27 protein-coding genes are annotated in these 24,248 nt (G+C 70.7%); 3 read left to right on the forward strand and 24 right to left on the reverse strand.

Annotated features, from left to right (window positions below):
• Window positions 1–30: 30 nt before the first annotated feature.
• Complete coding sequence (locus tag ACGFNU_RS01770; protein WP_392589316.1) at window positions 31–1,605, forward strand: hypothetical protein; 1,575 nt, start codon at window positions 31–33, stop codon at window positions 1,603–1,605.
• Window positions 1,602–3,518, forward strand: a complete 1,917-nt coding sequence (locus ACGFNU_RS01775) for an ATP-binding protein (RefSeq protein WP_392589317.1) — start codon at window positions 1,602–1,604, stop codon at window positions 3,516–3,518. The genes ACGFNU_RS01770 and ACGFNU_RS01775 overlap by 4 nt, the downstream gene beginning before the upstream one ends.
• On the opposite strand, the gene ACGFNU_RS01780 is transcribed toward ACGFNU_RS01775, so the two are convergent.
• Both ACGFNU_RS01780 and ACGFNU_RS01785 read right to left on the reverse strand, forming a co-directional pair.
• Window positions 3,515–5,458: a hypothetical protein gene (locus ACGFNU_RS01780; RefSeq protein ID WP_392589318.1), complete on the reverse strand. Its 1,944-nt coding sequence runs from the start codon at window positions 5,456–5,458 to the stop codon at window positions 3,515–3,517. The genes ACGFNU_RS01775 and ACGFNU_RS01780 overlap by 4 nt on opposite strands.
• Window positions 5,455–6,399 carry a TIGR02996 domain-containing protein gene (locus ACGFNU_RS01785; RefSeq protein WP_392589319.1) on the reverse strand — a complete coding sequence of 315 codons (945 nt, stop codon included), beginning with the start codon at window positions 6,397–6,399 and terminating at the stop codon, window positions 5,455–5,457. Before ACGFNU_RS01785 ends, ACGFNU_RS01780 begins: the two co-directional genes overlap by 4 nt.
• A gap of 135 nt (window positions 6,400–6,534) precedes the next feature.
• On the opposite strand from ACGFNU_RS01785, the gene ACGFNU_RS01790 reads away from it, so the two are divergent.
• Complete coding sequence (locus ACGFNU_RS01790; protein WP_392589320.1) at window positions 6,535–6,981, forward strand: hypothetical protein; 447 nt, start codon at window positions 6,535–6,537, stop codon at window positions 6,979–6,981.
• A 146-nt stretch (window positions 6,982–7,127) separates the two neighbouring features.
• Here ACGFNU_RS01790 and ACGFNU_RS01795 read toward each other — a convergent pair whose 3' ends face one another.
• The 22 genes from ACGFNU_RS01795 to ACGFNU_RS01900 form a co-directional block, all read right to left on the reverse strand.
• Window positions 7,128–7,337, reverse strand: coding sequence for a hypothetical protein (locus ACGFNU_RS01795; protein ID WP_392589321.1), 210 nt, complete (start codon window positions 7,335–7,337; stop codon window positions 7,128–7,130).
• Between the two features lie 10 nt (window positions 7,338–7,347).
• Complete coding sequence (locus ACGFNU_RS01800; RefSeq protein ID WP_392589322.1) at window positions 7,348–8,061, reverse strand: CHAP domain-containing protein; 714 nt, start codon at window positions 8,059–8,061, stop codon at window positions 7,348–7,350.
• Window positions 8,045–8,182 (reverse strand): hypothetical protein, encoded by a 138-nt coding sequence (locus ACGFNU_RS01805; protein ID WP_392589323.1) that lies wholly within the window; start codon window positions 8,180–8,182, stop codon window positions 8,045–8,047. Before ACGFNU_RS01805 ends, ACGFNU_RS01800 begins: the two co-directional genes overlap by 17 nt.
• A 151-nt stretch (window positions 8,183–8,333) precedes the next feature.
• Window positions 8,334–8,648: a hypothetical protein gene (locus ACGFNU_RS01810; RefSeq protein ID WP_392589324.1), complete on the reverse strand. Its 315-nt coding sequence runs from the start codon at window positions 8,646–8,648 to the stop codon at window positions 8,334–8,336.
• A 6-nt stretch (window positions 8,649–8,654) separates the two neighbouring features.
• A complete protein-coding gene (locus tag ACGFNU_RS01815) occupies window positions 8,655–9,110 on the reverse strand; it encodes a hypothetical protein (protein ID WP_392589325.1) in 456 nt (151 codons plus the stop codon).
• Window positions 9,111–10,232, reverse strand: coding sequence for a hypothetical protein (locus ACGFNU_RS01820; protein ID WP_392589326.1), 1,122 nt, complete (start codon window positions 10,230–10,232; stop codon window positions 9,111–9,113).
• A gap of 2 nt (window positions 10,233–10,234) precedes the next feature.
• Window positions 10,235–11,434: a hypothetical protein gene (locus ACGFNU_RS01825; RefSeq protein ID WP_392589327.1), complete on the reverse strand. Its 1,200-nt coding sequence runs from the start codon at window positions 11,432–11,434 to the stop codon at window positions 10,235–10,237.
• The gene (locus ACGFNU_RS01830) at window positions 11,434–12,381 is read right to left on the reverse strand and encodes a hypothetical protein (protein WP_392589328.1); all 948 of its coding nucleotides are present in this window, start codon (window positions 12,379–12,381) and stop codon (window positions 11,434–11,436) included. The genes ACGFNU_RS01825 and ACGFNU_RS01830 overlap by 1 nt, the downstream gene beginning before the upstream one ends.
• A 14-nt stretch (window positions 12,382–12,395) precedes the next feature.
• Window positions 12,396–13,373 carry a hypothetical protein gene (locus ACGFNU_RS01835; protein ID WP_392589329.1) on the reverse strand — a complete coding sequence of 326 codons (978 nt, stop codon included), beginning with the start codon at window positions 13,371–13,373 and terminating at the stop codon, window positions 12,396–12,398.
• Complete coding sequence (locus tag ACGFNU_RS01840; protein WP_392589330.1) at window positions 13,373–14,338, reverse strand: hypothetical protein; 966 nt, start codon at window positions 14,336–14,338, stop codon at window positions 13,373–13,375. The genes ACGFNU_RS01835 and ACGFNU_RS01840 overlap by 1 nt, the downstream gene beginning before the upstream one ends.
• A 22-nt stretch (window positions 14,339–14,360) precedes the next feature.
• A complete protein-coding gene (locus ACGFNU_RS01845) occupies window positions 14,361–15,347 on the reverse strand; it encodes a hypothetical protein (RefSeq protein ID WP_392589331.1) in 987 nt (328 codons plus the stop codon).
• 2 nt (window positions 15,348–15,349) lie between these two features.
• On the reverse strand, window positions 15,350–16,321 hold the full coding sequence (locus ACGFNU_RS01850; protein WP_392589332.1) for a hypothetical protein: 972 nt from the start codon (window positions 16,319–16,321) through the stop codon (window positions 15,350–15,352).
• Between the two features lie 32 nt (window positions 16,322–16,353).
• Entirely contained in the window at window positions 16,354–17,223 is an 870-nt protein-coding gene (locus ACGFNU_RS01855; protein ID WP_392589333.1) for a phage distal tail protein, read from the reverse strand.
• Window positions 17,223–19,529, reverse strand: a complete 2,307-nt coding sequence (locus ACGFNU_RS01860) for a hypothetical protein (protein ID WP_392589334.1) — start codon at window positions 19,527–19,529, stop codon at window positions 17,223–17,225. The genes ACGFNU_RS01855 and ACGFNU_RS01860 overlap by 1 nt, the downstream gene beginning before the upstream one ends.
• Window positions 19,530–19,688: 159 nt before the next feature.
• Window positions 19,689–20,252: a hypothetical protein gene (locus ACGFNU_RS01865; protein WP_392589335.1), complete on the reverse strand. Its 564-nt coding sequence runs from the start codon at window positions 20,250–20,252 to the stop codon at window positions 19,689–19,691.
• The gene (locus tag ACGFNU_RS01870; RefSeq protein ID WP_392589336.1) at window positions 20,252–20,704 is read right to left on the reverse strand and encodes a phage tail tube protein; all 453 of its coding nucleotides are present in this window, start codon (window positions 20,702–20,704) and stop codon (window positions 20,252–20,254) included. The genes ACGFNU_RS01865 and ACGFNU_RS01870 overlap by 1 nt, the downstream gene beginning before the upstream one ends.
• 107 nt (window positions 20,705–20,811) lie before the next feature.
• On the reverse strand, window positions 20,812–21,243 hold the full coding sequence (locus ACGFNU_RS01875) for a minor capsid protein (protein WP_392589337.1): 432 nt from the start codon (window positions 21,241–21,243) through the stop codon (window positions 20,812–20,814).
• Complete coding sequence (locus ACGFNU_RS01880; protein WP_392589338.1) at window positions 21,240–21,590, reverse strand: hypothetical protein; 351 nt, start codon at window positions 21,588–21,590, stop codon at window positions 21,240–21,242. The genes ACGFNU_RS01875 and ACGFNU_RS01880 overlap by 4 nt, the downstream gene beginning before the upstream one ends.
• 42 nt (window positions 21,591–21,632) lie before the next feature.
• Entirely contained in the window at window positions 21,633–21,944 is a 312-nt protein-coding gene (locus ACGFNU_RS01885; RefSeq protein WP_392589339.1) for a hypothetical protein, read from the reverse strand.
• Window positions 21,941–22,315, reverse strand: a complete 375-nt coding sequence (locus tag ACGFNU_RS01890; protein ID WP_392589340.1) for a hypothetical protein — start codon at window positions 22,313–22,315, stop codon at window positions 21,941–21,943. Before ACGFNU_RS01890 ends, ACGFNU_RS01885 begins: the two co-directional genes overlap by 4 nt.
• Window positions 22,316–22,525: 210 nt before the next feature.
• On the reverse strand, window positions 22,526–23,485 hold the full coding sequence (locus tag ACGFNU_RS01895; protein WP_392589341.1) for a major capsid protein: 960 nt from the start codon (window positions 23,483–23,485) through the stop codon (window positions 22,526–22,528).
• A gap of 20 nt (window positions 23,486–23,505) precedes the next feature.
• Window positions 23,506–24,234 (reverse strand): hypothetical protein, encoded by a 729-nt coding sequence (locus ACGFNU_RS01900; protein ID WP_392589342.1) that lies wholly within the window; start codon window positions 24,232–24,234, stop codon window positions 23,506–23,508.
• Window positions 24,235–24,248 lie beyond the last annotated feature (14 nt).

Below are 24,248 nucleotides of genomic sequence, written 5' to 3' on the forward strand. Positions count from 1 at the left end.
AAGGTGGAGTGGGGAGGTGTCGTCGCTCCGATGAGCCATGGCACCACTGCGGGCCTCGGTTCCGCCGGTCATCATCCGATCGGCGGCGGGCACGTCCGCCCCGATGAGCGCGTCCATCGCGATGAGCCCGTCCAGTCGGGTGGGCACGTGCGGGTGGGTGGGCGCGCCTGGGCGGGTGGGCGGCGGTGGGGTGGGCCTGTTCTGTCGGATCTGCGCCGGCTGCTGGCGGACGAGCCCGCCGAGCCCGCGGTCGTGGACGAGGCGCGGCGGCGCAAGGAGGCCGCGCTGCTCGACTTCGGGGTCGGGCAGAGCGCGGTGGCGTCCTGGCTCTACGCCAAGTGCCATCACCACATTCCGACGACCGCGATCCCCACCGCCGCGGTCGTGGCCACCGGCGACGGTAGCTGTGCCTTGCTTTACAACCCGTATTTCTTCTTGGAGCTGGACCTCGAAGGGGTCAAGTTCGTCCTTTTCCACGAGGCGCGGCATCTGATGCATCGGCATCTGTACGTGGAAGAGGAGCTGCGTACCGATCCCGCGTTCACGCTCGCCGCCGAGGTGGCCATCAACCACGTCGCCCTGCAACGGCTGCGACGGTCCGGCCTGCCTACGGTCGCCGAATCGCGCGAGCCGGTCGGCGTCGATCCCAGGCTGGTCTACCAGGCATATCAGGACGATCTGCGGCAGCAGAAGCTCACGCCGCTGTCATACGACGACTTCATCTACACCGACCTCACGGTGTACGGCGAGTTGCGACGGATGAAGACGCTCGACCAGCCCATGGTCGGATACTGCGTCCACCTGCGTGGTGACGCGGGCGGCGAGGCGGACGACCGCGTTCCGCTAGACGGGGAGATACCGCTCGACGCCGAGGCCGTGGAGGGGCTGGGCGATGAGGTGCTGCGCCAGGTGGTCCAGGCCGCGCTGCGGGGCAATCCGGCGGCGCGCGACGAGGTGCTCGATCTCGCCGGTCGCACGGTTGACGGCGGAGAACGGCTCGACCGGCTGTGGGGCGATCTGGGGCTGGACATGCTGCGCGGCACCACCCCCAAGACGCGCCGCGTCGATTGGTGGCAGCGCTGGCTGATCGACGTGCTCGCCTCGAAGCTGGACGAGAGCGAACGCCTGGTCTACCCGAAGAAGCACGGCGCGATCCTGCTGGCGCTGGGCCACGACCCGATGCTGACCCGGCGCGGCCCGGAGCGGAAGAAGGTCGTCCTCATCGCCTTCGACACCTCGGGATCGATGCCCGACTCCGTGGTCGAGTGGCTGACCACCCTCGTCGGGCGGACCGACGGGGTCGAGAGCCACTGGCTCAGCTTCGACGGCGTCGTGATGCCGTTCGTCCCCGGCGAGCGGGTGACGGGCGGCGGCGGCACCGACTTCCAGAACGTCGTCGACTACGCCGAGGGCGGGCTCGAGGTCGACGGCAAGCGCTTCGAGGAGGAGCCCGACGCGGTCATCATGGTGACCGACGGGTACGCGCCCCACGTCACGCCCGCCGATCCCGGCCGATGGATCTGGCTGATCACCGATGACGGCGACGACTGGCCGGACCGGCATCATCCCCCGATGGCCTGCCACCGCGTCACGTCCGGACGATGACCCAGGAGAAGTCACCAGTGCCCCCTGCGGAACTGTGGAAAGCCACCGCCACCTATCCGGACCCGCCGGACGGAGGCCCTGCCGCGAAGCTCGAGAAGTTCATCGACGCGATGATCTCCATGGGCCAGACCGGGCAGATCTTCGGTGAGCACGGCATCGGCAAGACGTCCACGTTCGTGTCGTACGTCCCGAAACGGTTTCCCGGCACGGCCCTGGTGGTCGTCCCCTCGGCCAACCTCACCCCGGACGACCTGCTGGTCAACGCGCCGGTCCGCGACGAGCGCAGCGGGGAGCTGGTGCTCCGCCAGCTCGTCATGCGGCAGCTCGTCCCGGGCAGGCCGTTCGTCCTGCTCATCGACGACTCGTTGCAGGCCGGCCCCACGGTGCAGTCGCAGCTCATGCAGATCGCCTGCGACTGGACCCTCGGTGAATACGACCTGCGCGAGCTGGGCTGCGTCGGGGTCTTCCTCACCGACAACGAGTCGCTGGCCGAGACGAGCGTCCGCCGGTCCGACCTGGCGATCCTCGACCGCATGGTCACCCTGCGGCTGACCGCGAACGACACCGCGTGGCGGCTGGCCCTGGCCGAGCGGTTCCCCGACTGGGATCTGCGCGAGGTGTTCCGGCAGTGGGCCTCGCTCAGCCCGCAGCTGCGCCACCTGCTCTCCCCGCGCACCCTGCAGCACGTGCTCGACTGCGCCCGCGCCGGGTTCCCGCTGGCCTGGGGGCTGCCGCTGCTGAACGGCGGCCGGTTGGCACTGGCCGAGGAGGGCAAGGACGGCAAAACGGGCCGCGACCGGACGGCCGAGGTGCTCGACGGCATCGCCGCGGCGGTCGGGGCGCGGAATCCCGCCGCCGTCACCGACCCGGTCCGCCGCATCCTCCGGGCCGCGATGACCCACCGCTGGGCCGTCCTGCTGCAGGGGCCGCCCGGATGCGGCAAGACGGAGATCACCAAGCAGATCGCCCGGGAGGAGACCGGCCGCGAACCGGTCTACTTCTCGCTGCCGGTGACCAACGTCGAAGACCTGTGCGTCCCGGTGCCCACTCCCGACGGGTCACTGGACGCCATGCTCGCCCGGTCGCTGCTCGCCCCGGAGCCCAAGGTGCTGGTCTGGGACGAGTACAACCGGCCCAAGGACAAGGCGACCTTCGCCAAGCTGATGGAGATCACCCAGGAGTGGACGCTCGCCGGGCGCCCGATCCCCGGCCTGCGGGCGCAGGTCGCGTTGCAGAATCCGTCGTACCACCTGGGCCGCAAGATGCTCGTCTCCAGCAACAACGTGGCCCAGGCCAGCCGGTTCACGATCAGCTACGAGGTGCATCCGGACGACATCCCGGCCAACGAATGGCTGATCTCGACCTACGGTGAGACGGCCGAGACGGTCCTGGACTGGTGGAAGAACGACATCGACGACGAGGGCCGCGACTGGATCACCAAGCGCACGCTGGAACGGCTGATCAAGCTGCACCGGGCGGACCTGCCGTTGCAGTCGGGCCTGATCTATCTCGGCGACGGCGAGTACGCCCCGGTGCCGCTGTCCGGGCTGGAGGCCCGGCTGACCGGCCGGCCGAGCGTCGGCCTGGCCGAGATCGCCGGCAACTGCGACAGCTGGGAGACCCGGCTGTCGGCCGCGGCCGAGACGAGCACGGAGGGCACCGACGACACCGACATGATCCACCAGGTGTTCTCCAACGCCGAGGTCTCCCAGCTGGAGAAGCATCTCGACGTGGTGGCCCGGCTGCTGCCGCACCTGCCGCCCAAGCTGAGAGCCACCTATATGGTCGGGCAGACGCCGGAACGGCAACGCTTCTGGGTGGCCGCACTGACCCGGATGGCCGAGTTGTCCGCCGAGTCGTCCGCCCACTCGTCCGCACGCCGCCGGCAGCGGGCGGCCTCCTCTAGGCGCTAGTCCTCCTCGTCCTCCTCCTCGGCGCAATCGCAATCGCACTCACAGTCGGCATCGGCGTCGGCGCCGCCACAGAGACAGTCGTCCTCATCGCAGTCACAATCGCAGTCGCAATAACAACCGCAGAGGTGGTCCTCCCAGTTCTCGTCGATATCGTCGAACCCGAAGAAGCGGATCTTCGGGACCGGCACGGTGGACCGCTCGTGCTTCACCATCCAGGTGTTCCGGAAGAAGTCGAACTTCAGGTGGTAGCAGTCGGCGGTCTCGGCGAACAGGATCGGCGGGACGAGGAAGTGCGCCACGTCGACGGTGGTCGCGGTGGTGATGAGGCTCTCGGCCGAGGGAAGCGGGGGGCCGCCCTGGCAGGCGGCGAAGTTCACCGGCGTCAGCGACTCCTTGCCGAGCACGTGGATGCGGTCGCCCTCGACGACGAACATGTCCGGGTCGAGGACCACGTCCTCGCCGAGCATCAGAATCGGCGCCGGCATGATGTCCGCCTTCGCGGAGTCCTGTGCGCGCGTGTAGTGCTCGATGACGTCGGCGTTGCGGGTGGTGTCGAAAAGCGGGCTGAACACTTCCCCACCGCAGATACCGCATGCGCAATCGGGCAAATTGTGGGTGGCGGGTTTCTCCGGCTCCGGAAACAGCATCGACTTGTCGAAAGGCAGGACCACCGATCCGCCGCGCTTGTCCTGGAGAAAGTCGCGGATCCAGTCGGTGCCGTCGGCCTCGATCACCTCTGACTCGCACAGGGTGCGGAACGCGGTGTCGCCGAGCTTGCAGTTGAAGTAGTCCAGAAGTGTGATCGCGGCGCATTCGGCAAGCGAGAGGTCGTCGTTCTTGGCGAACCAGAAGTCGTAACCGTTGGCGACGAAGTGCACGCCGCGGAACTGCTTGTGGACGAACGGCTCGCGGGCGGCACCCGGGACGAGCCCGTTCCAGTGCGCCGCGTTCACCTGGTTGTAGTAGGCGTCGGCATGGCGGGAGAGCTCGGGCGCGAAGACGCTCTCGCCCGTCCAATAGCAGGCCTTGCTGAACATCGCGCCGATCTCGGGATCGTGCGTGACGTCGGGATCGGTGAAGACCAGCTCGGTGCGCAGAAAGACCTTGCGGCCATCGTGGTAGGGCGCGCCCTCATGCTCGTACCGCTGATCGAAGATCACACAGGTGAAGGGCCCGATCTCCGTGAGCGAGGCACCGTCGCTGAGGTCGAGGACGGGCGCGGGCGCCGCCGAGCCGCCGGTGACGTAGAGCAGGACCGTGTAGCGGGAGACGAGGCGGCGCGCGCGATCGTAGTACGGCGTGTCGCGGTGACGGTGGAAGTTGGCGTCACCGGGCTCGAAGCGATTGCAGCGGAACACGGGGTTGACGTGCGAAAAGCCGTCGAGCTGCGGCATCGCCTCGCGCACCGCCATGGTGAGCGCCTCGGCGAGCGTCGCCGAGTGGAAGATGAACCGGTCGCCGCCCCGCGAGGCGGCGTTGAGCGGCGGGACGTAAAGATCCAGCGAGTCGAGGCCCTCGATGCGCGCCCGCGCGGCGGCCGGGAGCCGCAGCGAGAAGGAGTACGCGTCCTTGGCGAACTCGTCGCCCGCGGTGAGCTCGACCTCCAGCGGAACGTCCGCGAAAAGACGGTCGAGCGGGAGGATGTTCTCGAACGTACGGAACGACAGCTCTTGCGGATCGGCGAAAACGGCCGCGAGGTACGGCGCGTCCTCGATCGGCCTGGCGAACAGTTCACGCACGTCCGCGTCGATACGTTCGGCATCGACGAAGCGCACCACCTTGAACCGCGCCGTCGGATGCCAGGAGACAAGGAGCCCGTCGACCGTCGCGACAGGCTCGCCCTCGGTGGCGTCGACCTCCGCGCGATACCGCTCGACCTCCTCAGCAAGAGCCTCGCTGGTCGACAGGGCGAAGAAACGGTCACGGAGCTCGGTGCTCATACACTTCTCCAGTAGCTGCGCAGTGCGGGTGGGAGCTGGGGGGCGTGCGCGAGCATCTTCGCGCCGTCGTCTCCGACATCCGCGCGGTACAGAAGCAGCCGCTTGAGCGAACCGATGAACGGTGCGTCGAGCAGAGCCCGCACCCCCTCCGCGCCGATCTCGTTGTAACGCAGGTCGAGCTCGGTCAACTCTGCGAAACGGTGCAGCGCGGGCATGCCCTGCGCGGTGATCGCATTCTTCTGAAGGTGCAGACGGCGAACACCGCCGAAGCTCGGGGACGCCGCGAGAGCCGCCAGGCCGGAGTTGCCAACCCCGCTGTACCGCAGGTCGAGCGTCGCGATTCCCTCAGCCGAGGCCTCGTCGCCGCGGAGGAACATCGACACGGCGAGGGCCTTGGCGCCGAGCGCACCGATGCGCAGGTACGAGAGGTCGAGTTCGACGAGCCGGCCGAGGTTGAGCGTCGCGAGAGCGCCGGCGTCGACGCCGGAGTCCGGGAGCGGTTCGCCGTCGGCGTCGACGACGTCTTCGCCCTCCCAGTAGTACTCCTTCTCGGGCGACGCGACGTGCAGCGCGGTCACGAAAGGCTCCCGCAGAGCTCGCTCGATCACCACGGGCGCGTCATCTGACCATTCGACGGCGACCTTCGTGGCGAACCCGTACCGGCGCTCCAGCACGGTCGCCCCCTCCGGCAGCGCCGCGTCCCAGCCGTCCTGATGCGCCCCCACAAGCTCGGCGAACTCGCGCTCCAGAGCATCACGCCGAGAAGGAGCGACCCGCTCGCGACGCTGCTCAAGGCGGATCAGCGCGCCCCGCGCGTCGCCCTGCTCGCTGAGCCAGTCGGCATATGTACGCCACGAGGCCAGATCGCCGGGACGATCCCGCAGCCTCTGTTCAAGAGCCGCAATGTCCATCCAAAGCATCTTATGATCAAGCACCGACACCCGGCCCCGCCCTCGCCGATTAGCGCCAAGGGCCTACGGATCCGCGCGGCCGATTGGCTCCACGGGACCTATTCGCCGGCCGACCCGGTTTTCTACGATGCCCGCATTCGCCTCCCCCCACAGAACGGAAATGCCATGAGAATGAAACTCATGGGTCTCGCCGTCGCCGGAGCGACCGTCGTGGCTCTGAGCGCGGGCGCCCCGGCCATTGCCGAGACCACGAGCACCGCGCCCGTGTCCGCCGTCCAGGCGGCTCCGACCGCCGAGGCGGCGGCCAAGTGCACGCTGCGCCTCGCTCCCCTGAAGAAGAACAAGGCCAAGACCAAAGTCGTCGCCGTGGCGACCGCGTCGAAGGGCTGCAAGAAGAGCCGTGAGTTCTGCGTCGGGCTGAACCGTTCCTCGTGGAGCGGCCCGCGTTCGATCGCCACCGCGTGCTGGAAGGGCGCCAAGAAAGTCACCCTGACGGGCTGCAAGAAGGGCACCTACACGTACCTGTTCCGCGTCGGATTCATCAAGCCGAGCCTGCCGGAGAAGGACTACGACTTCAGCGTGTCCAAGCGCCTGACCTTCCAGAAGTGCTAGTACCGCCTCAACCCACCGGCCGATGCCGTCAACTCGGCCGCTGAACGAGAACGAACCCCAGCCCAGAGCCCTGACCGCAACGAAGCGACCAGTGCTCTGGGCTGGAGTTCAGAAGAGCGAATACCAGAATCAGCGGGGAGCGCCCCCTACTCACTCCCTGGATCTTCCGCGGTGTCTCCGCCGGACGTGGCCCCACGGGTGGGAGTCAGGTAGCCGACGAGAAAGATGACCACCGTGGCGCCGGCGGCGGCGACCTCGGCGGGGACGGTGATGTCGGTGGCCGTCTGAATCAGCCAGACGATGATGGTGACCAGCGCGGACGCGGAGGCGGCCGCCTTGACCTTGGTCTCGATCATGAACGGTCTCCTAACCGATGGGCGCGGTCCAGGCGGCCGCCCAGGTGTCGCGTCCGACGACGCCGTCCACCTCCAGGCCCTTCTCGGCCTGGAAATCACGGCACACCTGCGCCGACCTCGGGCCGTACTGACCGTCGGCGTCGAGCCGCCAGCCGCGCTGGCGCATCCGCCCCTGCCACCGGCGCACGTCCGCGCCGCTCGTGATCGGCGGATACCGGAAGTAGCGACCGGGCCACGCGGGCGCGCCGGCGCCCGGCGCCGGAGCCGAGCCGCCACCGGTGAGGACGGGATGGCCGTAGCCCGCGATACCGCCGCGACGAACGCGCCGCATGACGGCGTTGCTGGTGTTGCCCTCGATCGTCACCACCTCGCCGCCGCCGCGGACCGCCTCGACGATGCCGACGTGGTCGATCGCGCCGATGGAGTGCGAACCGCCCCAGTCGAAGAACACGATCGCGCCGACCTTGGGGGTCCGGTCGAACCGGCCGTTGGCCTTGAACCATCCGGCGTGCGAGGGGGTGTAGGCGAAGTCGCCGACCTCCTTCAGCGCCCCGGCCTGGGCGGCGCACCAGCCGACGAACATGTCGCACCAGGCGGCACGGGCGAAACCGCCGTCGTGATGGCGCTCGGCGTACCAGGCGCCGAACTTCGTCCAGCCGTCGCCGCGCTCGCGGTAACCGAGCTGGCCGCGCGCGACCCGCAGCAGATCAGCGGTCGTCGCCATCAGTGGCCTCCTCGGATTCGACGACGCTGCCGGGCTCTTGCGGCACGTCTTGCGGGCCGTCCTCCGGCCTGGCGGCCGCACCGTTCAGCGGGCGCGGCGGCATCGGGTCATGGGTGGGCATGGAGATCCCTCCAGAGATCGGAAACGATGCGGGGCAGGCGTCAGCGGCGCGGGGCGGGCGCGGCAAGGCAGGCGCGGCAAAGGCAGGCGCGTCAGCAGCGTGGAAGGGCTTGGCGAGGCAGGCGCGCGTCAGCGGCGCGGGGCGGCGGTACTCAGCGGCTGACGAGGACGACGACGAGGTTGACCGTGAGCAGCAGGGCAGGGACCACGGCCGAATAGAGCGCGAGCCGCCGGTCGGCCGAGCGGCGGTCCTCATCGCGGCGGCGGGCGGCCTTCAGCTCTTCCACGTCCTCGCGCAGCGCGTCCATCTGCTGCTGCACGGTCTGCTGGGTGGCGGCGTACAGCTCGGCGGTCACCATGCGGTCGAGCCGGTTGCCCAGCTCGGCGAAACGTTCACGCATGAACGACTCGACGCGCGCCAGGGTGCGCGCGAGTTCGCCGAGGCTGGGATCGTCGGACGCGTTCACCGGCGGTCAGGACTCCACGCCGTACGCCCAGACGGGCGCGCATGAGACGGTGCCGTTGCCGGAGGTGCGGCAGGCCTCCACCGTGACGTTCGCCCTCGACAGGTCCTCGCCCGGCGCGGGAATGGAGAACTCGCGCAGCACCAGAGCACCGTCGGTGATGGACTCGCTGTCGCTGTAGGTATCGCCCACCTTGATCCGGAGGCTTCCCGAAGCAGTGCTGCCGTAGGCCCAGACGGCCACCCGGATCAGGGGATGCTGCCGGTACGGGACGGCGACCCAGAGGCCGGTGAAGTCGGCGGAGGCCGTGCTCGGCCATTTGGAGATGTCGGCGGCCGCGAACGTCATCGGCACGTACGGCATCCGGCGGGCGCTCGACTGCGCCGCGGTCCAGGCGTCGGTGACCATGGCCCGCAGCTCGCGCAGCTCGGCCGCGATGTCATGCGGGTAGGGCGGCATGCCCATTCAGCTCGCCTCCTCGAAGATCAACGTGGCCCGTTCCTGGCCGTCCTGCCGGGAGACGGGCGTGACCTCGATGCCGACCACCCGCCAGGACTTGCTGAACGTGGGCGCGCGGTCCAGCAGCGGGAACCAGGGATTCACCAGCACCAGCCGGGCCCGGTCGCCGAGCGCGTTCGGGCTGAAGCTGACCTGCTCGCCGAGCCGCACCGTCACCTGCGGGATGCCGATCACTCCGGAGCGGGACGCCGCCCACCAGCGGGCATAGCCGTTCAGCGACTCGCGGTCGCGCTCGGAGGTGTAGTCGCGCGTCGCGTCGAGCAGCGGCCAGCCCTGCGACAGCAAGGTGGACGACTCGACGATGTCCGACATCAGCGGCTCGCCCTCGCCGGTGGAGCCCTGGACCTTGTCGCCGCGGGTCTGCCAGCTCGTGGCGCCCTGGGTGGCGTCGGCCGGATAGGACCAGGTGATCACGTCCCCGGGCTGGGTGAACACGTGATCGCTGCTGGCCTGGCCGAGGCGGGGCCGCGCGGCGGTCCAGGCCCGGACGCGCCGGCCGGTGTCGGGATCGAGATAGGTCCGGATCATGTATTCGAAGCCGCCGTCCGCCGAGGCCAGCTCCTCCAGCCGCTTGCCGAACGTGGCGGCCTCGGAGCGGCGGTAGGCGCGGCTGATGAGGACGCCGTCACCGCCCTGCGCGGCCGGGGTGGTGAGGCCGATGTGCCCGGCGAGCCGGGACTGCATGTCGGCGATCAGGCCGCGGGCGACCGCGAGCTGGCCCTGCCGCTGGAAGCTCAGATTGGTCCGGATCTCGCGCCGGTAGAAGTAGCTCTCCAGCGTGGCGCCGCGCAGCTCCAGGGTGATCCGGCCCCGCTCATCGGAACGGGGCACGACCTGCCAGATGAGGTACGTGCCCCAGATGTCGGCGTCGCGGTAGACGTGGCAGACGGTACGGCCGGCCTGGATCTTGCGCGCCCGTTCGGCGATCTCGCCGTTGGGAACGCCCACCGAGCCCCGGAAGCTGCCGGGCTGGATGATCCGGCGGTCGTACGACACGCCGCTCAGATCCAGCTCGGTGATCGTCCGATCGGTGAGCAGGTCGGCGAAGACGTAGCGGTACCGCGTCACCGTCAGCCCACCTGCCAGATGGCGTCGAGCTGCAGCACGGCGTTGGAGGCCACGCTGCTCGCGTCGACCGTCTCCACCCACCCGAATTCGTCGACCAGGAGCGCCGCCTGCCGGACGGTCATGTAGTCCGCCGACAGCCACTGGATCGGCGCGGTCGGCGCGAACCCGGAGGGAAGCCGGAGGATCTCGGGACTCGGCACGGACGCCACCGTTCTCCTGAAGGGCACCGCCGTGATCCTCTTCGCGGCCGCCACCTCCCAGGCGTTGGGCGCCGTCGCCGCCACGGCCGTGTCGATCGCCGCCGTCGCCGCGGCCTTCGCCGCGGCCTTCGCGGCGGCCTCGCTCGCGGTCGCCTCGCTCATGGCGGCATCGGCCGCCGCGGCATCGGCCGTCTCCAGCTCCAGCTGCTCGCGTGCGAGGGCGACGACCGATTTGCGGACGGTACCGCGCAGCTCCACCACCGAGCCGTATCTGCGGACGCGGGGGGCCAGGCCCACGTAGGTCTCCCAGCGGTTGTAGAGGTCGGTGATCGGGAGCCAGCCCGTGTCCGAGAACCAGGCGGTCGTCCGCCAGCCCCCGGCCCAGAACTGCTCGAGGTCGCCGGTGTCGCGCCGGGCGACGGTCACTCCGGGGTAGGCGGGCAGGGCGTCCCGGTCGGCCTGGTTCCACACCGGGATGGGCGTGCCCACGCCGGAGGTGTAGGTGAACCGGCGGACCTGCGCGGTCGGGAAATTGATCTTTCCGTTGGCGGCGGAGACGCCGGCGGGCACCCGGACCTCCCAGAGGATCATCGACGAGGGAGGCGGGTCGGTGGCCGCGCCCGACGGCTGGCCCTTGAGGTACTCGACGGTGCCTTCCTGGACGCCGGAGCCGTCGTAGGCACCGTCCTTGACGCGGACGATGACACGGTCGACGCGGTCGACGCCCGCCTCCCCCGCGTCGAAGGTGATGATCACATCGGTGTCGGAGACGACCGGGTAGGCGCTCTGCAACGGATGCGCGGTGCCGTCCACGAGCGCCACGAACGGCGACAGCTTGGCCTGCATCGCCGAGACGCCGGTCAGCACGCATGCATCGGGGTGATAGAGCACCCCGGACTGGCGTTGCAGCACGCCGCCCAGCGGCGGAGTGAAGATCGAGAGGCCCAGCCGGTGGTCCTCGGCGGTCGTGCCCGACTTCAGGCCCAGCACCCGTACCGTCATCAGCCCACCGTCCAGGTCGCGTCGATCCGGACCTCGTTGCGCTGCCCCCGGGGCACCGACAGCGTGCCGTCGGTGGCCAGCACGAGGTGGGCCACGGTCGCGCCCGCGGCCGGGGCGGCCCAGCGGAGCTCGTGGGCGGGCGCGACCGTCAACGGCAGCCGGCTGATGACCGTCGCGGTGTCCACCGGGTCGGCGCTGCCGCGCAGTTCCACGATCTTGCCCCGCCGCCGCACCCTCGGCGTGATCGGGTAGGTCATTCCGGGCTGGTTGGGGAGGTTCATCCAGTTCCCTTGGTTGGGATCGGGAGGGTTGAGGGTGATGGTCCGCCAGGCGCCTTGCCAGCGCTGCTGGAGGGCGCCGGTGTCCAGGCGCAGGACGGTGAGCGTGTCGTAGGCGGGAAGCCGGTCGCGTTCGGCGACGTCCCGCACGGGCAGCGGCGAGCCCAGCCCCGTCGTGTGGACGAACGCGCGGGTCGCGGCCGTCGCGAAGTCGATCGTCGTGACCGCCTTGACGACCTTGACCTCCCACAGGACCAGGGAGGAGGGGGGCGGGTCGGCGGCCGCGCCCGACGGCTGGCCCTTGAGGTACTCGACGGTGCCTTCCTGAGCGCCGGAGCCGTCGTAGGCACCGTCTTTCACGCGGACGATGATCCGGTCGACGCGGTCGACGCTCGCCTCGGCGGCGTCGAAGGTGATGGTCACGTCCGCGTCCGAGACCACCGGGTAGGCGCTCTGCAAAGGGTGCGCGGTGCCGTCCACCAGGGCGATGAACGGCGACACCTTGGCCTGCATGGCCGAGACACCGGTCAGAACGCACGCGTCCGGGTGGTAGATCAGCCCGGATCGGCGTTGCAGCACCCCGCCCAGTGGCGGAGTGAAGATCGACATACCCAGCCGGTGGTCCTCGGCGGTCGTGCCCGACTTCAAGCCCAGCACCCGTACCGTCATCGTGTCCGCTCCCCTCAGCCGATGAGCCAGATGTTGTCGAGCTGCAGGCTGCTCTCCGCCGGGATGTCGGTATGGCCGACATCGATCGCGACGGAATTGCCCGGCCCGGTGGTGAGGTGTGCCTGCCGGTAGTCGTTCACGTAGGGCGCCGGCCACAGCAGGTACTCCGGTGACCGGAACTCCGACGGGAGCGCCAGGATCGGCGCGAAGGCACCGGCCTTCTTGACGACGACGCCGCGCATCTCGACGAGCGAGCCCACGCGCCGTACCCGCGGCGGCGCCGTGGCGGAGGGCTGCCAGCCGGTGCTGAAGGTGGTGATCGGCACCCAGCCGGTGTCGTACAGCCAGTCGGCCGACCGCCAGCCGTTCCAGTACTGCTGCACGTCCCCGGTGTCGAGCCGTTGCACCGACAGCAGGGGCTGCGCGGGCAGCGCGTCGCGTTCGGCTTGGCCGGTGACCGGGATCGGAGCGCCGGGGGCCGCGGTGTAAGGGAACTTCGGCTCGACCTTGATGAAGGTCGGCCCCGAGGATCCCGCCGAGGCGCCGGCGGCGACGGTGACCTCCCAGAGCAGCAGGGAGGAGGACGGCACCGCCGAGGCCGCCCCCGTCGGGCGTCCCTTGAGGTACTCCACCTTCCCCGACTGCTCTCCGGACGCGTCGTACAGGTCGTCGCGAACGCGCACGATGATTCGGTCCACTCTGCTCACCGACGCCTCGCCGGCGTCGAAGGTGATCGTCAGGTCGGTGTCGGACACCACCGGATACGCGCCCTGGAGCGGTGCGGAAGTGCCGTCGACCAGCGCCAGGAAGGGCGACAGCCGGGCCTGCATCCGGGGCAGTCCGGCGGTGACGAGCTCACAGCTTCCGGGGTGGTAGACCACACCCGAGCGCCGTTCCAGAACGCCGCCGAGCGCCGGGCTGAACAACGACATGCCCAGCCGGTGGTCCTCCGCCGTCACGCCCGATTTCAGGCCCAGCACTCTGACGGTCATCAGCCCACCGTCCAGCGCGCGGTGAGGTCGAGCACGGTGTCCAAAGCGAGGTCGGCGAGGTTCAGCTCGACGGCCACGGCACCTCCCGAGTCGGTCTTCATGAGCACGCTCCGGTCCAGAACGCGGGGCAGGGCCGCGAGCCACGGGGTGTAGCTCGACGGCCGGAACGCCGCGGGCAGATTGACGATGGCGGGGTTCGCGGTGCCGGTCTGCTTTCGCAGGACCGTGCCGCGCAGTTCGGCTAGGGAGCCGACCCGGCGCACGCGCGGCGTCGTCTGGATCTGCCATCCGGTCAGAACGGCGGGGATGGTCGTCCAGCCGGTGTCGGCGCGCCAGTCCGCGCTCCGCCAGGCGCCCTGCCGGCGCTGCTCGATGTCTCCGTTGTCGAGCCGGAGCACCGTCAGCGTGTCGTGGGCGGGCAGCCGGTCGCGGGCGGCCGCCGCGTCCACGGGGACGGGTGCCCCGAGAGCGGCGGTGTAGGAGTGCTTGCGGACGGCCTTCGTGAAATCGATCGCGGCGCTCCCGGGCGGCACCTTAACCTCCCACAACGGCAGCGACGTGGCGGGAAGGGGCGCGGGTGCTCCCGAAGCCTGGCCTTTGAGGTAGTCGACGCTGCCGTACTGGGCGCCCGAGCCGTCGTAGGCGCCGTCGCGGACTCGCACGATCACCTGGTCCACGCGTTCGACGGACGGTTCGCCCGGATCGAACGTGAGGGGCACCCGGGCGTCCGACACCACCGGATAGGCGCTCTGCAGGGCATGCGAGGTGCCGCCGACCAGCGCCGTGAAGGGGGTGATCTCGGCCTGCCGGGCCGCTACGGCGACCAGATCGCACGAGCCCGGCTGGTAGAGCACCCCCGACGCTCGCCGCAGTGTCCCGCCCATCGGCTGGCTCAGCAGGGCGAGCCCCAGCCGATGGTCCTCGGCCGTCGTCCCCGAGGTCAGGCCCAGCACGCGGACGGTCAAGGTCGCTCCTCGTCCGGCCCGTTCAGCCGGCCAGCCAGAAGGTGTCGAGAGTGATCGTGCTGCCGACGGGCACGTCGGCGTAGTCCGTGGCGATCTGGAGCCAGCCGCTGGGCTCCACGGACAGGTTGATCCGTCCCGACGAGGTGTAAGAGAAGGGCGCCGGCCAGCGGACCGGCGTCTGCGGGGTGAATTCGGAGGGCAGCCGCAGGACCAGCGGGTCAGCCGGACGGCTGCCTGACGCGGGCGCGCGGGAAGCCGGTGCCGTGTATCCGGTGAGTTCGATGTACGGACCGATCCGGCGGACCTTGGGATTCCAGGACGAGCTCCAGACGGGGTTGAACTCGGTGATCGGCGTCCATTCGGTGTCGGTGCTCCAGCCGAGCCGGCGCCAGGCCCCCTGCCAGTACTGTTCCCACTCGCCGGTGTCCAGCCGGATCACCGCGAGGCCGGGATGCGCCGGCAGCCCGTCCCTGGCCGCCTGGCTCTCCACCGGCAAGGGCGTGCCCGGTCCGGTCGTGTAGCCGTGCGCGCGGACGGACGAGGCCGCGAAGTCGATGGCGAGAGCTCCGCGCGGGACCCTGACCTGCCACAGCGCCAGCGCGCCGGAGGGCAGCGGCGCGGCGGCTCCCGACGCCTGGCCCTTGAGGTAGTCGACGCTGCCGTACTGGGCGCCCGAGCCGTCGTAGGCGCCGTCGCGGACTCGCACGATCACCTGGTCCACGCGTTCGACGGACGGCTCGCCCGGATCGAACGCGATGCTCGCCTCGGCGTCCGACACCACGGGATAGGCGCCTTGCAGCGGATGGGACGTGCCGTCCACCAGCGCCGTGAACGGCGTGATCCGCGCCTCCAGGCGCCCGGCCGCCCGCAATTCACAGGCGCCGGGATGGAAGACCACGCCGGAGGCCCGGTCGAGGACACCGCCGAGCGGTGACGAGAACGCCGCCAAGCCCAGCCGGTGATCCTCCGGCGTGGTGCCCGACGTCAATCCCAGGACTCGGACGGCCATGGTCAGAGCGCCATCCATCGGGTGTCGAGCGGGATCGCGGTGTTGGAGTCGACGTCCTCCCGGGCCACTCCGACGCTGCCGTTGTCATAGCTGCCCAGGTGCACGAGACCGTTCTTGGGCGGGTAGTAGGGCGCCACCCAGTGGAAACCGTCCGCCCGGAATCCCGCGGGCAATTGCAGGATGTCGCGGGTCTGGTAGTTGGATCGGGTTCTCAGGACCCTTCCGCGCAGCTCCACCAGCGGCCCGATGCGGCGCACCCGGGGCGTCGTCTGGATCTGCCAGTCGGTCAGGACGGCCGGGATGTCCACCCAGCCCGTGTCCAGCCGCCAGTCCAGGCGGCGCCACGCGCCTCGCCACCGCCATTCGATGTCGCCGGTGTCGAGCCGCAGCACGCTGAGCGTGTCGAGAGCGGGCAGCGCGTCGCGTTCCGCCCGGCCCGCGACGGGGATCGGCGCGCCGAGACCCGTGGTGTACGGATGCCTGCGCACGAGGTCGGTCAGGGTGCCCCCGACGGTGACGGCACGGGACGCGCCGGCCTTGACCGTGACCTCCCAGAGCAGGAGCGCCGACGGCGGCAGTTCGGCGGGCATGCCCGTGGGCCGTCCCCGCAGATATTCCACGCCGCCGGCCTGCACGCCGGACGCGTCGTAGGGATCGTCACGGACCCGCACGATCACCCGGTCCACCCGGTCCGTGATCGCCTCGCCGGGATCGAAGGAGATCGTCACGGCGGCGTCCGACACCACCGGGTAGGCGCCCTGCGTCCGGGCGGACGTCCCGTCGACCAGGACCAGGAAGGGACTCAGCGTCGCCGTCATCGGCCCGGTCCTCACCAGATCGCAGGCGCCCGGGTGGTAGACCACGCCCGACCGGCGCTCCAGCGCCCCGCTCTGCGGCGGGAGGAAGGCCGCCAGGCCCAGCCGGTGGTCCTCCGGCGTGACGCCCGACGTCAATCCCAGCACCCGAACGCTCATGGGCGGCCCCCTGGAGAGGTCATCGGCGGGTCCTAGAGGTAGGCGTCGCGCCACGACACGGTGAGGCCCGCGCCGGGCGAGGAGCTCGCCGTGCGGAACGCGATCGCGTTGGCGCCCGGCGCGAACTCGAAGTCCTCGACGGGCACCGAGGCCGCGGTGAGGGTGTACATCCGGTCGGCCGAGCCCAGCAGGACCGTGCCCCGCTTGGTGTCGATCGTCAGGGTGTCCTCGGCGGCCAGGGTGACGCCGAACTGGAGCTGGCGCTGCGCGGTCTGGTTGATGACGACCGGGTTGGCGCACGGGCCGGTGATGACCAGGGTGGGGTTGGTCGCGATGTCGCCGGCGTTGACGACGCTCGCGCCGCCCGAGGATCCGGCCGTCCCGTAGTCCAGCGGATAGGTCAGCGGGTACTGGAAGCCGGAGCCGGGCGTGGGCGGCTGGATCGACACCGTGTACTCGGTGAGGGAGTAGCGGCGCGGATCGCTGCAGGCCCACTGGACGACCGCGCGGCCGAGCCCCGTTCCGTAGCTCAGATCATTGGTGAGGATCCGGCCCGCGACCTGGGCGTAGGCGAGCAGCGTCTCGTCGAGCGTACGGATGACCAGCGGCTGCTCGGACTCGTCCGGGGGGACGGCCGTCGCCGCGCGCAACGTCCGCACCGTGGCGCTCATCGCCTCGCGGGGCGCCCGGACCAGACAGCTGTAGGTGACGGTGCGCTCCCCGGCCAGCCTTCGGCCCGGCCAGCGGCCGTGCCTGCTGGGCCGGGACACCGAGCCGCCGTCCAGGCCGGGCAGGTCGTCCCAGCCGGCCAGCTCGCGCCAGCCGTACGGGGTCCCGCCGCCCAGCAGCAGCCCGTTCCATTCGAGCTGGCCGTCGTCGGTGATGAGATCTCCGGCCGCCATCAGCCCCTCGCCTTGGTGAGCATCCAGAGTCGTTCGGCGATCACGTTCTCGTCCTGAAGCGGTGCGGCGTGGAAGTTCTCGATGTGCACCGCGGCGCCGCCGGTTCCAGCGGCGAGCCCGCCCGCGCCGCGCACCGCCCAGGAGCCGCGCAGCCCGGTGGTCGCCCCGATGGTGTCGGTGACGTCGCCGAGTTGGCGGCGCAACGCGGGCACCTCCGCGCCGATGCCCGCCATCAGCCCGCCCATGATCGCGCGGCCGGCCGGGGTGAGCAGCCGTTTGTCGGTGCTGAGCGGGCCCTTCCAGTCGGGGATCCAGCTCGTCAGCCAGTTGAAGGCGTCCTTGACCGCGTTGAACATGGACTTGAGGCCGTCCAGCAGACCGCGGATGATCGCCTTTCCGGCGTCCAGCAGCAGGCTGCCGAGGTCGCCGAGCGCGTTGAGGATCTTGCCGGGCAGCTCGCCGAGCCACGACAGCAGGCCCTGCACCGCCGAGATCGCGCCGTCCTTGAGGCTGCCGAACCAGCCGATCACCTTGCCGGGCAGGTCGGCGAGCCAGCCGATCGCGGTGGTGATGCCGTTGATCACCCCGCGGATCACCCCGACGATGGCGTTCCACACCGTCTCGGTGATGCTCTTGATGGTGTTCCAGGCGGCCGGGACCGCCGACATCACCCAGTTCACGGCGCCCGACAGCGCGCCGACGATGACCTGGGCGACCTGCGTGATGAGCTGGATCAGCGGAGTGATCACCGGCACCAGGACGCCGATGATGGTGGCCGCGAGCTGGGCCACCAGCGTGATCACGGGGGTCAGCGCGGGCAGCAGCCCGGAGATCAGCTGCCCGATCAGCTCCACGATCGGGGGCAGCAGCGGCATGATCGCGGTGAAGAGCTGCTGCAGGGCCGTGACGATCTGCAGCAACGCGGGCATCAGCGTGGTGAACGCCCCGAGCAGCGCGGTGCCGACCTGCGCGACCACCTGGGCGAGCAGCGAGATGATGGGCGTCAGCACCGGCAGCAGCCCTGTCACCAGCGTGGTGATGAGCTGGGTCAGCGGCGGCAGCAGCGGCACCATCGCGGCGATCCACTGCTGGATGACCGCGACCAGCGACCCGGCGATCTGCGCCACGAGCTGGCCGATGAGCTGGATGATCGGGGTGAGCGCGGGCACCAGCCCGGCCACGAGCTGGGCGATGAGCTGGGCCAGCGGCGGCAGCAGCGGCGCGATCGCCGTGATGACCTGGCCGAAGGCGCCGACGATCGCGGCGACGAGCGGGACCAGCGAGCTCAGCGCCTGGATCAGCGAGCCGCCGGCCTCCGCGGCCACCTCGGCGAGCAATGAGATGACGGGGGTGAGGATCGGGACGAGCTCGCTGCTGAGCTGGGCGATGAGCCGGGCGATCGGGGGCAGCAGCGGGGCGATCGCTCCGGCCACCTGGCCGAGCACGCCCAGCAGCGGTCCGAAGGCGCTCACCGTCTGCCCGAGGATCGGGCCCAGCTCGGCGAACACGGGTGCCAGTGCGCTCGCGAGCGTCCCGGCCAGCTCGGCGAAGCCGCGCAGCAGCGGCCCGATGACCGCGGCGCCGAGCTCCATGAACGCGGCGATGAGCTGGCCGACGGGACCGAGCGCGGCGCCCACCGCCGCGAACATCTCGCCGAACGCGGGGGCGAGCCGTCCGACGGTCGCCGCGATCGGCGCGAGACCCGCCGCCAGCCCCTGGAACAGCGGGGCCAGCCCGCCCGCCAGCGCGTTCAGCGCCGGCACGAGCGACTGGATGATCGGCGCCAGCGAGGTGACGAAGCCACCGACGGCCGAGGCGAGGCCCTGGCCGAGCGAGCCCACGACCGGCGCCAGCGCGGTGAAGATCTGTCCGATGGCCGGTGCGATCTGCGCGAACGTCTGCCGGAACACCCCGGCCAGCTCGGTCAGCACCGGCACGATCGGCGCGGCGAGCCCCTGCAACTGGGCGAGGACATCGCTGCCGAGCTCGGAGAACGCGCTCTTGACCTGCGGGCTCATCGCGGCGAGCGCGACGCCGGCACCGGCCACCGCCACGCCGAGACCGGCCACCGCGGCACCCGCGCCGGCGAACGCCGCCGCACCGGCCAGCGACAGGCCGTTCAGCCCCTTCTCCACGGTGCCGACCGCCGAGCCGACCTTCGACAGCCCGGAACTGGCGTTGTCGCCCATTCCGCGCATCCCGCCGCCGAGGCGGTCGAGAGCGGCGTGCGCCGACGCCAGGCTGCGGTGCAGGTCGTCATCGTCCAGCCGGACGACGGCGATGAGCTCCCCGACCGTCAACGCCATCGCCGATCAGCTCCGATCCGGGATCTCAGACGCCATAGCGTTCGGCCACGCGTTCGGCCTCATCGGGGTCGTGGACCATGCGCAGCTGGTCCTGGCTCAGCCGGGCCCAGGCGGACTCGGGGGACAGGCCGCGCAGCAGCACGTAGAAACGGCGGGCGCTCAGCGCGGCGAACCGTGCCGCGTCGAGCCCGTACTCCCGCTGGAAGTCGGCCTCGATCGCCCACCAGTGCTTCTTGACGAGGTGGCCGACGACCGACGATCCGGCCCGTCCGGGCGACCCCGCCCGGTCCGAAAAGGGACGTTGCCGCCCTGATCGGCGCGGGCCACCTCGGCGAGGGTCTCCTCGAACGAGACCTCGCGGCCCGAGGCGCGGGCCATGCCGTACACCAGCAGCACCTGGAACTGCTGCCCGGTGATGCCGTGCGCGCGCCAGCGGTCCAGGACGCCGTCGCCGTACAGGAGGCCCACGAGGTCTTCGATCTCGGCCCGCACCTCGCCGGCGGGGAGGTCACGGATGGCCTCCAGGCGCCACTCCACGTCCATCGGCAACTCGGAGGGCAGGGTGACCAGCTCGCCGAACACCTTGATCTGGTGACCGCCGGTGTGCCGCCGCTGCTCGGCCCAGAACGCGTCGAAGTCGTCGTACCGCTCGTCCTCGACGTCCCGGCCGAAGTCCTCGCGGGGCACCTCGTCGGGCTCGGCGAAACGGTCGCGCTCGTTCATCAGGCGACCTCGACGGAGGCGCCGGAACGGGTGAGGGTGACCGACCAGGCGGTCTTGTCGTTGTTCTCGCCGCTGACCTCACCGAGCTTGGCCGAGACGATGTGGTCGCGCTTGCGGCCGGACGGACGCACCACGCGGAGCTGGCCCAGCGACGCCTCACCGAGCTGGTCGGCGAGCTTCTCCACCAGCTCCTGGCCCTTGTCGCGCTTGCCGGTGGCGTCCTCCAGGTACCGGCCCTCCAGCGTGATCTCCAGGCTGCGCTGCATGATCTGGTGCTCGGCGGCGCCCTTGCTGGCGAAGGTGGTCGTGTCGACGTCCTCGGCGTCCGGGGAGATCTCCATCGACGTGATGCCGCCGATCTCCACCCAGTAGCTCGCGCTGGCCGGGTCCTGGACGGCGGGATCCCTGATCAGGAAGGTCCAGTCGCGGGCGTTGACCTGAACGGGTGCCATGCGTGCTCCTTGCGGTGCGGTACGAGTGGGCGTGCGAACGACCCGGCTCGGCGGCCGGGCACGACGATGCGGGACGGAAGGACGTGGTGATCAAGCGCGGGGACCGGTCAGACGCGGTGTTCGGTGACCGATCGGACGGTGAGGCGGAAGTTGCAGGAGTGCTCGTGGCGCCCGCGCGCGTCCTGGCCCATCGAGACCGGGACGGCCTGGATCGAGACCGAGGACAGCAGCAGCGTCCCGTCCAGGAGCGTCACCGGGCCGAGGCCGTGCAGATGGTCGCGGATCGCCTCGCAACGGGCGCGGGAGGTCACCGTGTCGGAGGCGCGGGTGCGGACCTGCAAGGACGGCTCGTCATAGCCGAGCCTGCTGTCCGGCTCGGCACCGCCGTACAGCGTGAGCACCACGACGTGGTCGGGCGTCTGCGGCACGTGCTCCAGCAGGATGGCGACCTCGCCGGGCTGATAGGGCGAGCCGTCGGAGCGGTAGACCCCGAGCCCTCGTTCGGACAGCTGCTGGGCCAGGCCGCTGAGCAGGCTCACAGCGCCCTGCGCAGCTCTTCTTGCAACCGGCGGGCGATCTCCCCGGCCTCGGTCGTCGCCGGGATCTCCAGGTACTTCGCCGATCTGCCGGGGTCGTGCCGGAAGTTCAGCTCCTCGTGCTGGCGCACGGCATACGGGGTGTCGTAGGAGACGGCCGCGGTGAGCCGGGCCGCGTCCACGGACGCCACGCCGGAACGGGCGAGGTCGCCGGACTGGATCGGCACCAGGCGGCGCGACTCCTCCAGGAGATGCTCGGCCGCCAGGCGCAGGCCGCGGACGGCGGCCGCGCGCTCGGCGCCCTTGACCTTGGCGCCGTGCCAGCGCAGGTCGGTCCTGACCGTTCCCATGCGACCCTCCTAGATGAGTGCTGGACGAGTGCTGGACGAGTGCTAGGTGAGTGCGACCTCGATGTGGTCAGGGGTGGGCAGCCCATCGCCGGACCGGCGGGCCACCGTCATGACCGTGGCCGTACGGCCCTTGACCTCGACGAGCGACTCGGGCGCCACCTCGACGTCGATCGGCAGGAAGAGGGTGGTGGCGCTGACCAGCACGTCGCCGTTCGGGCCGCGGATCAGCCGCTGCTTGTCGTCGATCAGGGCGGCGGTGGTGACCGGCGCGGCGTAGATGGGCCCGGACGAACCCTCGCCGCGGTAGGCGCGCACCGTCACCTGGTGCGGCAGCAGCCAGCGCGGCAGCCTCACGTGTAGATCGCCCCTCGGAGCAGCCGCGCCGTCCGCAGGATGGTCGCGGCCTGCGGGGCCACCCGGCCGTTGGAGCCGCCCGCGCCCCGGGTCAGAGTGATCGATCCGATGTGGACCGACTGGTAGTGCGCGCCGGCGCCCTCGGCGTCACCGGTCTCCAGCCAGTACGCAGCCTGGGCGCAGGTGGCCCGGGACAGCACCTCGGCGATCTTCGGGTCGGCAGGCAGCCCCGCCGCGTCGGTCGCGTACCGGGCGGTCAGCAGCAGGTCGTCGACGAACTCGGCCGCGCGGTCCAGCAGCCGCTCCGCGTCGGCGGGCGGCGTGTTCCCGCTGAATGCCTGCAACTGCTGGACCGTCGCGTACCGGGCCATCGTCAGCCTTTCGCCGCGGAGGTGGTGGTGGAGGCAGAGGCGGTGGAGGAGCCGGTGGTGGTGGAGGCGCCGCAGTCGACGCAGCGGGTCACGGTGATCCGCGCCCCGTCCTCCCGCGTGGCGGGATAGCTCTCCACCCGGTCCGCGGGGCAGCCCCGTGGATGCTTCGGCGCGTTCGGCGCCGTACGTTTCGGCACGTCGCGTCCCCCGTCAGTTGTTGAGGACGCCGGCCAGCCGGGCCGCGCCCTTGCCGAAGACGCCGAGCCCGCAGTAGAACTCGATGCGCGTCCGGTAGACGGGCTTCTCGGCGATCTCGCCCAGGTCGCGCACCTGCACGCCGCCGTTGGTGAGGCCCGCGACGCCCGGGTTGGACTCGTCGCCCGCCCACGAGACGGCGTAGATGCTGGAGGCGTTGGAGGCCGTGCCCTGGGTCTCGTTGAGCCCGATGATGGACGAGCCGTCCGCCCTGGTGCCGATGTCGAGCATCGGAATGCCGTTGTAGGTCGGGATGCGCTTGGACATCGTCGGGTTGTCGCCGAACAGGACGGTGATCCAGTCGGTGCCGCCGGTGCGCCGCCCGGCGCTCATGATCTTGGCGCGGATGGCCTTGTTCATGTAGAGCGCGCCGACGTCCCCGACGACCGCGTTGACGACCTCGTCCAGCTTGTCGAAGAAGGCGTGCTGCTCGTTCGCGGAGCCACCGATGATCGGCATGCCGTTGGGCGCGGCGGTGATCACCTGCGGGCCGGTGAGCCGCTTCTTCAGCCCGTCGAAGCTCTTGGCGTTGACCGCGGTGTCGCCGTTGATGAACGCGTCCTGGAACGCCAGCGTCGCGGCCTTGACCTTCAGCCGGGTCTGGATGGCGCGCTGGTCCATCAGGTTGCCGCGGGTCTGGACGATGAACCGGTCGACGTCGGCGTCGCCGCCGAGGATCACCAGCTTCTCGGTGCGCTGGTTGACGGTGCCGGTCTCGTCGCCGAACGCCTCGTTGGCGTCACGGAACTTCACGCCCGGGAGGGTGGCCTCCTCGTTGTAGGCGTAGTTGTTGCCCTCCACGCTCAGCAGCGGGATGCGGTCCAGCACGCTGGACTCGAGGACGAACATCTCGACGACGCTGCGCTGCAGCTCGTCCTGGGACAGTTTCGCGGACTCGGGAAGGGTGACCGCCATGGCGGCGTGCTCCGTTCTTGTCAGGTGGAGAGGTTGGCGTAGGCGTGCCGGAGCCGGTCCATGCCCGGCGCCACGGCGGATCCGGCGGTCCCGGACCGGCCGGGGAACTCGGCGCCGCCCCGCTGCGCCACCTGGGTCGCGCGGAGCTTGGGGTTGTTCTCGACGGCGCGCTCGACGAGGTCGTCCAGCAGCGCCTGGAATCCGTCGGCGTCCGGGTCGAGCCCGGCCAGGCCGCCGGAGTGGGCGAGCACCGGCACGACCAGCTCGGGATCGGCGTCGTGCCGTTCGGCGGCGCGTTCGAGCGCCTGCTCGATCTTCAGGGTGCGCAGTTCGGCGTCCCGCGCCGTCAACCGCGCCCGGAGTTCGGACAGCACGCGGGCCACGTCCGGCGCGGGCGGTTCGCCCTCCTCGCCCGTCTCTTCCGGGGCGTCGACGATGCCGAAGTCCCGGCCCAGCGCGACGATCAGCACCTCGGTCTCACGTCCCCGGGACTCCAGGTCCCGGACCTTGAGACGCCAGGAGGCGTTCTCCCGCCGCAACTGCTCGACGTAGGCGACGTCGTAGCTTCTCGCCGCCTCCTCCCCTGCCACCGGCTCGGACGCGGCGTCGCCGGGACGCAGCTCGGGCATGGTGGCGCCGGGACTCGGCTCGGGCAGGGCCGTGCCGGGCTCCGGCTCGGGAGCCTGGACGGCCTCGGGGCCTTCAAGCGACCCGGCCGCGCTCGGCTGGTCTTCGGCTTGGTCGGTCATGACGTCGCCCTCCC

This window comes from Spirillospora sp. NPDC048911 (assembly GCF_043198015.1).
Taxonomy (GTDB): Bacteria; Actinomycetota; Actinomycetes; order Streptosporangiales; family Streptosporangiaceae; genus Spirillospora.

Excerpts from the sequence above, each read along its gene's own strand:
- ACGFNU_RS01895 (WP_392589341.1), bottom strand. The coding sequence starts at position 23,485 with ATGGCGGTCACCCTTCCCGAGTCCGCGAAACTGTCCCAGGACGAGCTG.
- ACGFNU_RS01865 (WP_392589335.1), bottom strand. The coding sequence starts at position 20,252 with ATGAACGAGCGCGACCGTTTCGCCGAGCCCGACGAGGTGCCCCGCGAG.
- ACGFNU_RS01845 (WP_392589331.1), bottom strand. The coding sequence starts at position 15,347 with ATGGCCGTCCGAGTCCTGGGATTGACGTCGGGCACCACGCCGGAGGAT.
- ACGFNU_RS01780 (WP_392589318.1), bottom strand. The coding sequence starts at position 5,458 with ATGAGCACCGAGCTCCGTGACCGTTTCTTCGCCCTGTCGACCAGCGAG.
- ACGFNU_RS01830 (WP_392589328.1), bottom strand. The coding sequence starts at position 12,381 with ATGACGGTACGGGTGCTGGGCTTGAAGTCGGGCACGACCGCCGAGGAC.
- ACGFNU_RS01795 (WP_392589321.1), bottom strand. The coding sequence starts at position 7,337 with ATGATCGAGACCAAGGTCAAGGCGGCCGCCTCCGCGTCCGCGCTGGTC.
- ACGFNU_RS01870 (WP_392589336.1), bottom strand. The coding sequence starts at position 20,704 with ATGGCACCCGTTCAGGTCAACGCCCGCGACTGGACCTTCCTGATCAGG.
- ACGFNU_RS01775 (WP_392589317.1), top strand. The coding sequence starts at position 1,602 with ATGACCCAGGAGAAGTCACCAGTGCCCCCTGCGGAACTGTGGAAAGCC.
- ACGFNU_RS01815 (WP_392589325.1), bottom strand. The coding sequence starts at position 9,110 with ATGGGCATGCCGCCCTACCCGCATGACATCGCGGCCGAGCTGCGCGAG.
- ACGFNU_RS01825 (WP_392589327.1), bottom strand. The coding sequence starts at position 11,434 with ATGACGGTACGGGTGCTGGGCCTGAAGTCGGGCACGACCGCCGAGGAC.
- ACGFNU_RS01850 (WP_392589332.1), bottom strand. The coding sequence starts at position 16,321 with ATGAGCGTTCGGGTGCTGGGATTGACGTCGGGCGTCACGCCGGAGGAC.
- ACGFNU_RS01890 (WP_392589340.1), bottom strand. The coding sequence starts at position 22,315 with ATGGCCCGGTACGCGACGGTCCAGCAGTTGCAGGCATTCAGCGGGAAC.
- ACGFNU_RS01835 (WP_392589329.1), bottom strand. The coding sequence starts at position 13,373 with ATGACCGTCAGAGTGCTGGGCCTGAAATCGGGCGTGACGGCGGAGGAC.
- ACGFNU_RS01790 (WP_392589320.1), top strand. The coding sequence starts at position 6,535 with ATGAGAATGAAACTCATGGGTCTCGCCGTCGCCGGAGCGACCGTCGTG.
- ACGFNU_RS01855 (WP_392589333.1), bottom strand. The coding sequence starts at position 17,223 with ATGGCGGCCGGAGATCTCATCACCGACGACGGCCAGCTCGAATGGAAC.
- ACGFNU_RS01900 (WP_392589342.1), bottom strand. The coding sequence starts at position 24,234 with ATGACCGACCAAGCCGAAGACCAGCCGAGCGCGGCCGGGTCGCTTGAA.
- ACGFNU_RS01800 (WP_392589322.1), bottom strand. The coding sequence starts at position 8,061 with ATGGCGACGACCGCTGATCTGCTGCGGGTCGCGCGCGGCCAGCTCGGT.
- ACGFNU_RS01770 (WP_392589316.1), top strand. The coding sequence starts at position 31 with ATGAGCCATGGCACCACTGCGGGCCTCGGTTCCGCCGGTCATCATCCG.
- ACGFNU_RS01880 (WP_392589338.1), bottom strand. The coding sequence starts at position 21,590 with ATGGGAACGGTCAGGACCGACCTGCGCTGGCACGGCGCCAAGGTCAAG.
- ACGFNU_RS01860 (WP_392589334.1), bottom strand. The coding sequence starts at position 19,529 with ATGGCGTTGACGGTCGGGGAGCTCATCGCCGTCGTCCGGCTGGACGAT.
- ACGFNU_RS01805 (WP_392589323.1), bottom strand. The coding sequence starts at position 8,182 with ATGCCCACCCATGACCCGATGCCGCCGCGCCCGCTGAACGGTGCGGCC.